The sequence below is a fragment of the Kitasatospora sp. NPDC057738 genome (assembly GCF_042798815.1).
In the GTDB taxonomy this organism is placed as follows: domain Bacteria; phylum Actinomycetota; class Actinomycetes; order Streptomycetales; family Streptomycetaceae; genus Kitasatospora; species Kitasatospora lactacystinica.
In genome coordinates, this window is the sequence record NZ_JBHVJT010000082.1 from 37,865 (window position 1) to 45,744 (window position 7,880).

8 protein-coding genes are annotated in these 7,880 nt (G+C 71.1%); all 8 read left to right on the forward strand.

Annotation, left to right across the window (positions count from 1 at the left end; all coding sequences use genetic code 11):
* The first annotated feature begins 3 nt into the window (after positions 1-3).
* Positions 4-1,110 carry an undecaprenyldiphospho-muramoylpentapeptide beta-N-acetylglucosaminyltransferase gene (murG, locus tag ACFVGO_RS33075; protein ID WP_359912813.1) on the forward strand — a complete coding sequence of 369 codons (1,107 nt, stop codon included), beginning with the start codon at positions 4-6 and terminating at the stop codon, positions 1,108-1,110.
* On the forward strand, positions 1,103-1,879 hold the full coding sequence (locus ACFVGO_RS33080; RefSeq protein WP_359912810.1) for an FtsQ-type POTRA domain-containing protein: 777 nt from the start codon (positions 1,103-1,105) through the stop codon (positions 1,877-1,879). The genes murG and ACFVGO_RS33080 overlap by 8 nt, the downstream gene beginning before the upstream one ends.
* A 364-nt stretch (positions 1,880-2,243) precedes the next feature.
* Positions 2,244-3,476: a cell division protein FtsZ gene (ftsZ, locus tag ACFVGO_RS33085; RefSeq protein ID WP_359912807.1), complete on the forward strand. Its 1,233-nt coding sequence runs from the start codon at positions 2,244-2,246 to the stop codon at positions 3,474-3,476.
* Positions 3,473-4,204 carry a peptidoglycan editing factor PgeF gene (gene pgeF, locus ACFVGO_RS33090; RefSeq protein WP_359912804.1) on the forward strand — a complete coding sequence of 244 codons (732 nt, stop codon included), beginning with the start codon at positions 3,473-3,475 and terminating at the stop codon, positions 4,202-4,204. The genes ftsZ and pgeF overlap by 4 nt, the downstream gene beginning before the upstream one ends.
* Positions 4,204-4,992: a YggS family pyridoxal phosphate-dependent enzyme gene (locus ACFVGO_RS33095; RefSeq protein WP_359912801.1), complete on the forward strand. Its 789-nt coding sequence runs from the start codon at positions 4,204-4,206 to the stop codon at positions 4,990-4,992. The genes pgeF and ACFVGO_RS33095 overlap by 1 nt, the downstream gene beginning before the upstream one ends.
* A gap of 292 nt (positions 4,993-5,284) precedes the next feature.
* On the forward strand, positions 5,285-5,902 hold the full coding sequence (locus tag ACFVGO_RS33100; protein ID WP_224276937.1) for a cell division protein SepF: 618 nt from the start codon (positions 5,285-5,287) through the stop codon (positions 5,900-5,902).
* A gap of 98 nt (positions 5,903-6,000) precedes the next feature.
* Positions 6,001-6,282 carry a YggT family protein gene (locus tag ACFVGO_RS33105; protein ID WP_030060143.1) on the forward strand — a complete coding sequence of 94 codons (282 nt, stop codon included), beginning with the start codon at positions 6,001-6,003 and terminating at the stop codon, positions 6,280-6,282.
* Between the two features lie 59 nt (positions 6,283-6,341).
* Entirely contained in the window at positions 6,342-7,688 is a 1,347-nt protein-coding gene (locus tag ACFVGO_RS33110; protein ID WP_380551092.1) for a DivIVA domain-containing protein, read from the forward strand.
* Positions 7,689-7,880 lie beyond the last annotated feature (192 nt).

Genomic DNA, 7,880 nt, shown 5'->3' on the forward strand with positions numbered 1-7,880 from the left:
TCGGTGCATGTCGTACTCGCCGGCGGGGGGACCGCCGGTCACATCGAGCCGGCCATGGCCCTCGCGGATGCCCTCCGCAGGCACGACCCGTCCGTCGGGATCACCGCCCTGGGCACCGAGCGCGGACTGGAGACCCGGCTGGTCCCCGAGCGCGGCTACCAGCTGGAGCTCATCCCGGCCGTGCCGCTGCCCCGCAAGCCCACCCCGGAGCTGATCACCGTCCCCGGCCGGCTGCGCGGCACGGTCCGGGCCGCCCAGGAGATCATCGAGCGGGTCAACGCGGACGCCGTGGTCGGCTTCGGCGGCTACGTCGCGATGCCCGCCTACCTGGCCGCCAAGCGGGCCGGCGTGCCGATCGTGGTGCACGAGGCGAACGCCCGCCCGGGCCTGGCCAACAAGATCGGCGCCCGCTACAGCGACTTCGTGGCGGTCTCCACGCCGGACAGCAAGCTGCGCGACTCCCGGTACATCGGCATCCCGCTGCGCCGGACCATCGCCACCCTGGACCGCGCCGCGGCCCGCCCCGAGGCCCGCCACTACTTCGGCCTCGACCAGCGGCTGCCCACCCTGCTGGTCTCCGGCGGCTCCCAGGGCGCGCGCCGGCTCAACGAGACGATCACCGCGATCGCCCCGCGGCTCCAGCAGTACGGCGTGCAGATCCTGCACGCGGTCGGCCCGAAGAACGAGCTGCCGCAGGTGGCGGACGTCCCCGGGATGCCGCCGTACCGCCCGGTGCCGTACCTGGACCGGATGGACCTGGCCTACGCGGCCGCCGACATGATGCTCTGCCGGGCCGGCGCCATGACGGTGGCCGAGCTGGCGGCCGTCGGCCTGCCCGCCGCCTTCGTCCCGCTGCCGATCGGCAACGGCGAGCAGCGGCTGAACGCCCAGCCGATGGTCAAGGCCGGCGGCGGCCTGCTGGTGGACGACGCCGAGCTGACCCCGGACTGGGTGCTCCAGAACGTGCTGCCGGTGCTCACCGACCCGCAGCGGCTGTGGGACATGAGCCGGTCGGCCGCCGAGTTCGGCCGCCGGGACGCCGACGACCTGCTGGTCGGCATGGTCTACGAGGCGATCCAGGCCCACCGCGGCGGCCGCCGCCGTGGCTGACGGCCGGCTCGCCGACCCGTTGGAGGAGGAGTTGGAGGTGGAGGAGTCCGCTCCCCGCCTCCGGCTCTCCCGGCGGGGCATCGTGGTGCTGGGCGTGCTCGGCGCCACGGTGCTCGGCGTGCTGGCCTGGCTGGTGTTCCTCTCCTCGGTCCTGGACGTGCGCAGCGTCGCGGTCCAGGGCATGAGCGACGACAAGTTGACGGCGGACCAGGTCCGCGCGGCGGTCGGCGGGCTCGGTGACGGCCCGCTGGCGCGCGTGGACCTGGACGACGTCCGGCACCGGGTGGAGGGGATCCCCCGGGTGGCCGAGGCCGAGGTGTGGCGGGGCTGGCCGCACACCCTGCGGGTGAAGGTCGTCCAGCGCAAGGCGGTGGCCGCCGTCAAGGGGGATGACGGCCAGTTCACCCAGGTGGATGCCGGGGGCGTGAGCTTCGCCACCGAACCGGCTCCGCCGGAGGGCGTTCCGGTGGTCGAGCTGCGACTCAGTCAGCAGGCGAACGACGTGGACGGGGTGATCTCCCGTCCGCAATTGGTGCAGGGCGCGGTGGCGGTGGCCGCCGGGCTGCCGCCGGAGGTCGCCAAGCGGGCCGGCTCGGTGCTGGTGCACTCCTACGACGACATCGAGTTGCAGCTCAGCGGGGGTGCGACGGTGCGCTGGGGGAGTCCGGAGCAGATCGACCGGAAGGCCAGGGTGCTGGTCGCACTGATGAACCAGAAGGGCACGAACTTCGACGTGACGGCGCCGGAGGCGCCGGCGGTGTCGGGATGATCCGGTAGGTTCTCTGCCTGAGGGAGGGGTTGACGCCTTGAAGTGTCGGCCCGACTCTTGGTGGTCACCCCCGGTTTCCTATGCCGGCCGATGATCACATAGGCTCAAAAGAAAAAGGGAAGCTCGGCGTGTTCGTTGAAACGCGTGCCCGGAGCCACCTAGTGTCCTGTGTCACCAGACTGTGTTTCCTGGTGATGTGACGGAGGCACAGAACTAACCCTAAAGGTCAAGTTTAGGGTTGGGGTCGGCGGTCGGCATTTCGGACATTCAGTCAGAAACCAGGCTCCCTACCCATCGACATCCGTCGGTACGGCCCCGCCCCGGGTCGGGCCGACCCGGAAATTCGAGGCGAGAGGCCTTCGACGTGGCAGCACCGCAGAACTACCTCGCAGTCATCAAGGTCGTCGGAATCGGCGGCGGTGGTGTCAACGCCATCAACCGGATGATCGAGGTCGGTCTCAAGGGCGTCGAGTTCATCGCGATCAACACCGATGCGCAGGCCCTCCTGATGAGCGACGCCGACGTCAAGCTCGATGTGGGCCGTGAACTCACCCGGGGCCTCGGCGCCGGCGCCAACCCCGAGGTCGGCCGGAAGGCCGCCGAGGACCACCGCGAGGAGATCGAGGAGGTCCTCAAGGGGGCCGACATGGTCTTCGTGACCGCCGGTGAGGGCGGTGGCACGGGCACGGGCGGCGCGCCCGTCGTCGCCAACATCGCGCGCTCCCTGGGCGCCCTGACCATCGGCGTGGTCACCCGTCCGTTCACCTTCGAGGGACGGCGCCGGGCCAACCAGGCCGAGGACGGAATCGCCTCCCTGCGCGAAGAGGTCGACACCCTCATCGTGATCCCCAACGACCGACTGCTGTCCATTTCGGACCGCCAGGTCAGCGTGCTCGACGCTTTCCGCTCGGCCGACCAGGTCCTGCTCTCCGGTGTCCAGGGCATCACCGACCTGATCACCACCCCGGGTCTGATCAACCTCGACTTCGCCGACGTCAAGTCCGTGATGTCGGAGGCCGGTTCGGCGCTCATGGGCATCGGCTCGGCCCGCGGTGAGGACCGCGCCAAGGCCGCCGCCGTGATGGCGATCTCCTCGCCGCTGCTGGAGGCCTCGATCGACGGCGCCCGCGGCGTGCTGCTGTCCATCTCGGGCGGCTCCGACCTCGGCCTGTTCGAGATCAACGAGTCGGCCCAGCTGGTCAGCGAGGCCGCCCACCCCGAGGCGAACATCATCTTCGGTGCGGTCATCGACGACGCGCTCGGCGACGAGGTCCGGGTCACCGTCATCGCGGCCGGCTTCGACGGCGGGCAGCCGCCGGCGATCGTCCGCGACCCGGTGGTCAAGTCCACCGCCCCGGAGCGCCCGGCCACCCCGCCGGCCGCCCCGGAGCGTCCGGCCGGCCGCCCGTCCTACGGGAGCATCGGCTCGGTGACGTCCCGCTCGGAGGGCGAGTCCTCGACCGCGTCGTCGAGCCGGACCGCCGAGACCTCGGCCACCACCACCGCCGCCCCGGTGCCGCCGCAGGTGCAGCCGGCCCGGCAGCCGTTCGTGGAGAGCCCGGCAGAGGAGCTCGACGTCCCGGACTTCCTTAAGTGATCGATCACTCGATCCGCGCGGGTGCTCACTTCGCCTTCACCTCCCGGTGGGGCGGGGTGAGCACTTCGCCGTACGGGGAGCTCAACCTCGGCGGCGCGGTGGGGGACGACCCGGAGGCCGTGCGGGAGAACCGGGCGCTGGCCGCCCGGGAGCTGGGTCTCGACCCGGCCGACGTGGTGTGGATGAACCAGGTGCACGGCGCCGAGGTCGCCGTGGTGACCGGGCGCCAGCCGCCCGGTCAGGCCCCGACGGTGGACGCGGTGGTCTCCGACCGGCCGCTCGCGCTGGCGGTGCTGACGGCCGACTGCACTCCGGTGCTGCTGGCCGATCCGGTGGCGGGCGTGGTGGGCGCGGCCCACGCGGGCCGGCCCGGGCTTGCGGCCGGGGTGGTGCCCGCGGCCGTCCGGGCGATGGTCGAACTGGGCGCGGAGCCCTCGCGGATCACCGCCGCCACCGGGCCCGCGGTCTGCGGCCGCTGCTACGAGGTGCCGGCGCAGTTGCGCGCCGAGGTCGCCGCGGTGGTGCCGGAGGCCTTCGCCGAGACCTCCTGGGGGACTCCGGCGCTGGACGTGCCGGAGGGAGTCGCGGCCCAGCTGGCCGCGGTGGGGGTCAAGGAACTGGTGAGATCACCGGTCTGCACCCTTGAATCCGCCGATCACTACTCCTATCGCCGCGAGCAGCGCACCGGCCGGCTCGCGAGCTACGTCTGGTTGGGCTCTGATCACTGATGACGAACGACATCTACGGACCGTTCCCGGGAAGCCCCGAGTTCACTGCGGCGCTGACGGAGGGCCAGCGGGACCGGTACGAGGAACTCGGCACCAACCTCGACGTGGTCGAGCGCCGGATCGCGGACGCGTGCGCGGCCGCCGGGCGCGCCCGGGAGGAGGTCACCCTGGTCGTCGTCACCAAGACCTACCCCGCCGAGGACACCGCGCTGCTGGCCGGTCTCGGGGTGACGGACGTCGCGGAGAACCGGGACCAGGACGCCGCTCCCAAGGCGGAGCAGTGCAGAAACCTTCCTCTTGACTGGCACTTCGTCGGCCAGCTGCAGACCAACAAGGTCCGTTCGGTCGTCCGCTACGCGAACCACGTGCACTCGGTGGACCGGCTCCGGCTGGTCGAGTCGCTCTCCGCGGCGGTGCTCAAGGCGGAGCGCCCGGAGCTGGGCTGCCTGGTGCAGGTGGCGCTGGACAAGGCGCACGGGGAGGGTGAGCACCGGGCGGGGGTCGCGCCGGAGGACGTCGCGCAACTGGCCGACGCGATCGCCGACACGCCCGGGCTGCGGCTGGACGGTGTGATGACGGTCGCTCCGCTGGCCGGCCCGCTGGCCGGAGACCCGGCCCGGGCCTTCGATCGGCTGGCGGAAATCGCAACCGCCGTACGGGCGGCCCATCCGGCTGCCACCATGGTCTCCGCAGGGATGAGCGGTGACCTTGAGCAGGCGATTGCCGCCGGAGCGACACATGTGCGCGTCGGAACGGCGGTACTCGGAGTGAGGTCACCCCTCAGGTAACGTCACCGGGTAAGTAGATCAGACAGCAGGACAAAATAGGACAGAATCTAGCAGCTCTTCGGAGCGCTAGCGAACCGTGGATCGCAGCTCCGCGGCCCCCACTCCACGCATCTGACCGGCCGTCGGGCTGACACGCCGTCGTGGAGGGACCGCGGAATCCGCAGGCGGGGCCGTACGGCCCGGGCCGGAGCCGGTCCGTACGGAACGAGCGAAGCGACCATCAGAAGGTGCGCGCATCGCGAAGCCGCCACCGAGCGCGAGCGAGGTGGCTATGAGCGGAGGAGACAGGAGCATGGCCGGCGCAATGCGCAAGATGGCGGTCTACCTCGGCCTCGTGGAGGACGAGACGTACGACGGCCAGGGGTACGACCCCGACGACGACTACGACGCGGACCCCGAACCGATCCGGACGGGCCAGCGGACCGAGGACATCCCCCGGCCGGCCCCGGCTCCCGCGGCCGCCGCGCCCGCCCCGGTCTCCTCGATCACCCCGCAGCCGGTGCCCGCGGCGGTGCCGATCCGCCAGGAGACTCCGAGGATGGCCCCCGTGTCGTCCATCACACCCGAACGTCGCCACAACCTGGAGAAGAGCGCACCGGTGATCATGCCCAAGGTCGTGAACGAACGAGAGCCCTACCGCATCACCACGCTGCACCCCCGGACCTACAACGAGGCCCGTACCATCGGGGAACAGTTCCGTGGCGGGACCCCCGTGATCATGAATCTGACCGAGATGGACGACACCGACGCGAAGCGCCTCGTAGACTTCGCGGCTGGACTCGTCTTCGGTCTGCACGGCAGTATCGAGCGCGTGACACAGAAGGTGTTCCTGCTGTCGCCTGCTAACGTCGATGTCACGGCGGAGGACAAGGCTCGGATCGCCGAGGGTGGGTTCTTCAACCAGAGCTGACCCGGCCACGACTTTACGTGTGGATCTGATCAACAGTGGTTGGCGACAGGTGACGAGCGGCAGGCCCGAGGGATCGGGACCGGGGAGAGGGATACGCGATGGACATCGTGTGGGCGGTGCTCTACTACGCCCTGACCGTCTTCCTGGTGTTCCTGCTCGTACGGCTGGTCATGGACTGGGTCTTCCAGTTCGCGCGTTCGTGGCGGCCCGGCAAGGCCATGGTCCTGGTCCTGGAGGCCACGTACACTGTCACGGATCCGCCGCTCAAGCTTCTTCGGCGGCTCATTCCGCCGTTGCGTTTCGGGGGCGTGGCGCTCGACCTGTCCTTCTTCGTACTGATGATCATTGTGTATGTCCTGATCTCGCTTGTGCACCCCTAGTCGTAGGTGAGCGATGCGACAGGATGCCGGTGTGCCGACGATCACGTTGAGGTGAAGAGATGCCATTGACCCCCGAGGACGTTCGGAACAAGCAGTTCACGACCGTCCGCCTGCGTGAAGGCTATGACGAGGACGAGGTCGATGCCTTCCTCGACGAGGTCGAGGCGGAGCTGACCCGCCTCCTCCGGGAGAACGAGGACCTGCGCGCCAAGCTGGCCGCCGCGACTCGTGCCGCCGCGCAGAACCAGGCCAACCTGCGCAAGGAGCCGCAGCAGGACGCGCCCCGACAGGGCGGCGCTCCGGTGCCGGCCGCCATATCCGGCCCGCCGGTCCCCGGCCAGCAGGGTCCGGGTGGTCCGCAGCAGATGGGCCCCGGCGGCCCGCAGCAGATGGGCCCGGGTGGTCCCCAGCAGATGGGCCCCGGCCCTCAGCAGCAGCAGATGGGCAACCAGCCCCTCGGCCTGCCCGCCGGATCCGCGCCGCAGCTTCCCGCCGGCGGCCCGCAGCAGCAGCAGATGAACCAGACCATGGGCGGCCAGCAGCAGCTGGTCCAGCCGATGGGCGGTCAGATGCTGCAGCCCATGGGCGGTCCCGGTGGCCCGCAGCAGATGGGCAACCCGATGGGCCAGGGCATGGGCCAGCAGCAGATGCAGCCGATGGGCGGCCCCATGGGCGGCCCGCAGCAGATGGGCGGCCCCATGGGCGGCCCGATGCAGCAGCAGGGCCCCGGCGGCGACAGTGCCGCCCGCGTGCTGGCGCTCGCTCAGCAGACCGCCGACCAGGCGATCTCCGAGGCCCGTTCCGAGGCCAACAAGATCGTCGGCGAGGCGCGCAGCCGGGCCGAGGGCCTGGAGCGCGACGCCCGTGCGAAGGCCGACGCGCTGGAGCGGGACGCGCAGGAGAAGCACCGCGTCGCGATGGGATCGCTGGAGTCGGCGCGGGCCACGCTGGAGCGCAAGGTCGAAGACCTGCGGGCGTTCGAGCGTGAGTACCGCACGCGACTGAAGTCGTACCTGGAGACCCAGCTGCGCCAGCTGGAGTCGCAGGCCGACGACTCGCTCGCTCCGCCGCGGATCCCCGCCACCGCGTCGCTGCCGCCGGCGGCCTCGTCGATGGCCCCGGCCGGTGCCGGTGCGATGAGCAGCGGTGCGCCGAGCTTCGGCGGCAACCAGCCGTCCTTCGGTGGCAACTCGCCGTCCTTCGGCGGGAACAGCGCCTTCGGCGGCAACTCCTCGGCGCCGAGCTTCGGCGGGCAGTCGACCGGTGGCAACAGCGGTGCGCCGCAGATGCAGCCGGCCGGGATGACCCAGCCGATGGCGGCCGTCCGACCGCAGCCGCCGCAGCCGATGCAGCAGGCTCCGGCGCCGATGCGGGGCTTCCTGATCGACGAGGACGGCGACAACTGAGGTTGTAGCAGAGCCTTTTGAGGGCGCCCCCTTTTCGACCTCCGGGTCGGGGAGGGGGCGCCCTTGTTTGTGGTGGGGTGGGTGGTTCTCGGGTGGGTGGGGGCTTTCGGGAGGGTGGGGGGCCGGGGGCGGCTCCGGGGGTGGGTGCTCCGGGGGCTGGGTGATTTTCAGACTGCCGACCCTGTGGGTGGG